This is a genomic window from Streptomyces cahuitamycinicus (assembly GCF_002891435.1).
Classification (GTDB): Bacteria; Actinomycetota; Actinomycetes; order Streptomycetales; family Streptomycetaceae; genus Streptomyces; species Streptomyces cahuitamycinicus.
In genome coordinates, this window is sequence record NZ_POUC01000731.1 from 1 (window position 1) to 2309 (window position 2309).

Annotated in this window: 2 protein-coding genes and 1 pseudogene; 1 reads left to right on the top strand and 2 read right to left on the bottom strand. The window is 71.0% G+C overall.

Annotated features, from left to right (window positions below):
- Nucleotides 1–652 (bottom strand): TerD family protein (locus tag C1J00_RS42190; RefSeq protein WP_146046392.1); only part of this gene is annotated, 652 nt, incomplete at its 3' end.
- Between the two features lie 142 nt (nucleotides 653–794).
- Nucleotides 795–1403, bottom strand: a complete 609-nt coding sequence (locus tag C1J00_RS42195; protein ID WP_102914090.1) for a M48 metallopeptidase family protein — start codon at nucleotides 1401–1403, stop codon at nucleotides 795–797.
- 483 nt (nucleotides 1404–1886) lie between these two features.
- Between C1J00_RS42195 and C1J00_RS42200 the strand changes: the two are divergent.
- Nucleotides 1887–2309: pseudogene (locus C1J00_RS42200) on the top strand (ThiF family adenylyltransferase); the annotation flags it as partial.

The following is a 2309-nucleotide window of genomic DNA, read 5'->3' on the forward strand; positions in this document are numbered from 1 at the left end:
GAGCTGGAGCCGGTGGTGCCGCCGGGGCGGGTCCCGGAGTTCCGGGGACTCCGAAAGCGGGCGGCGCGAAGCCCGGGGCTGCGCCGGCCTGCGGCTGCTGCGGGGCGGGCGCGGGTGTCTCCTCCTCGGCCACCTCGCCGCCGAAGTGCTTCAGCAGCGCGTCAAGACCGCCGTCGAAGCCCTGCCCGACGGCGGCGAACCGCCAGACGTCCTTGAGGTAGAAGTCGCCCAGCATCACGGCTCGTTCGGTGGAGAACTCCGAGCCGTTGAAGGAGTAGCGCGCCACCTCCTCGCCGCCCGCGACGATCCGGATGTAGCCGGAGGCGATCTGCGACATCTGCCCGGTGCCGTCGATCGTCGCCGTGAAGGACAGCTTCTGGATCTGCGGAGGGATCCGGTCGAGCGTCACCCGGAAGGACTCCGTGTCACCCGCCTGGGCGCCCAGGAGCTGAACGGACTCCTCGGGGGACTTCGGCTGATTGAAGAAGATGAAGTACCGGTCGTCCGAGAGCCGTTCGTCGGCGTCGAGGCCGAAGCAGCTGATGTCGAAGCTCAGCCCGGGGCCGGCGATCTGTACACCTACGTACAGATCCGTACCCGCGGTGAGGTCACTGATCCTGGCCTTGTGGCCGCGTTGGAATTCCCTGGCCATGCGTAACGACCGTCCCCCATCCGATACGTGAGTGCGTCGCGCCAGGCTAACGGCAAACTCGGACACCGGACGAGGTCGGTACAGAGCCGGTACACAACGCCCGCACAGCCGTATCCGCTGTTCGCTCGCGGAAAGCGGCCGGTCACCCCGCGGGGCTCTCACCCCGGGCGCCGGGCACATGGGGCAACCGCTCGGCGGCGACCACGCCTTCGAGGTATCCCCGGGCGCGCTCCGTGCGCGGATAGGCCTCCAGGAGTTCCCAGAAGCGAGGTCCGTGTCCGGGGACGAGCAGATGAGCCAGTTCATGGACGAGGACGTAGTCGACGACGTACTCGGGCATGCCCTGGAGGCGGTGCGACAGGCGGATGCTGCCCTCGGAGGGGGTGCAGGACCCCCAGCGCGTGTTCTGGTTGGTCACCCAGCGCACCGACGCGGGACGGGCCCGCCCCTCGAAGTACTGATCCGAAAGACGCCGCGCGCGCTCGGCCAGCTCGGCGTCACCGAGGGCCCGCCTGCTCTCCTGGGCGGCGAGCTTGTCGAGCATGACGGTCACCCAGCGCTGCTCCTCCGCCTCGGACATCCGGGCTGGGATGAGCACCACGGTGCGATCGCCCTCGCGGTACGCGGAGACCGTTCTGCGTCGGCGGGTGCTCCTGCGGACCTCGATCGCGCTCGCCCCCGAGCCGCTCGGCGGCTGGCTCGTCGTGCTGCGCTGTGCGGTTCCGGCGCGGTGCAGTGGGTCGGCGGGCACGCCCCGACGTTACCCGCTGCACACGGCGAAGTCCCGGCTCCGGGACAGTTCGGTGCCGCCGCTGCCACCGGCCGCCGGATTTGTACGAAGATTGCTCGCACCTGTGGACAACTTTCGGCAGCCGACGGCTGGTTTGGGCATGCTGGATCTCGTCGGCGAAGCGATGGCGGGTCGGTCCGGACCAGGGCCGTGCCCGCGCTCGGGTTCGGTTTGCGCACGGGCCGCGCCTGTTCCAGGGGCGGGCTGTGGTCGGGTCGGGCCTGTGGTCGGGTCGGGCCTGTGGTCAGGTCAGGCTGTGCTCGGGGCAGGCCTGTGCTCGGGTCAGGCCCGTGGTCGGGTCGCGTCTGTGCTCGGGTCAGGCCCGTGGTCGGGTCGCGTCTGCGCTCGAGTCAGGCATGCGGCCCGCCCCGGCGTGACCGGCCAGGGCCCACGTCATCGCTCCGCCGGCATACGGGGACGATCTACGGCATACGGGGGCCTGTCATGCATCCGATGGTGAAACCCGCGCTCAGGCGCGGCTGGCGCGACCTCAAAACCGTGCAGTTCGGGATGACACCGACGCACGCGATGACGCTCGGCCCGATGGACCTGGCGACGGGCAGCTTCCTCGACCTGCTGAACGGCACGCGGGGGCTGGAGCTCTTGCGTGAGGAGGGACGCCGCATGGACCTGCCCGACGGTCATGTCGACGGACTGGTGCGGGGGCTCGCGCGAGCCGGGCTGCTGGACGACTCCCGGGGCGGCGGGCCGGCCGCCGACGCACTGCGGAAGAAGAAGGAGGTGCTGGACCGGCTGCGCCCCGACCTTGCCTCCCTGTCCTTGACGACGTCGGCGCCCGGCGACGCGATCGGGCAGCTGGCCGCCCGGCGCTCGCAGCGCGTGCAGGTGCGGGGCGCGGGCCGGGTG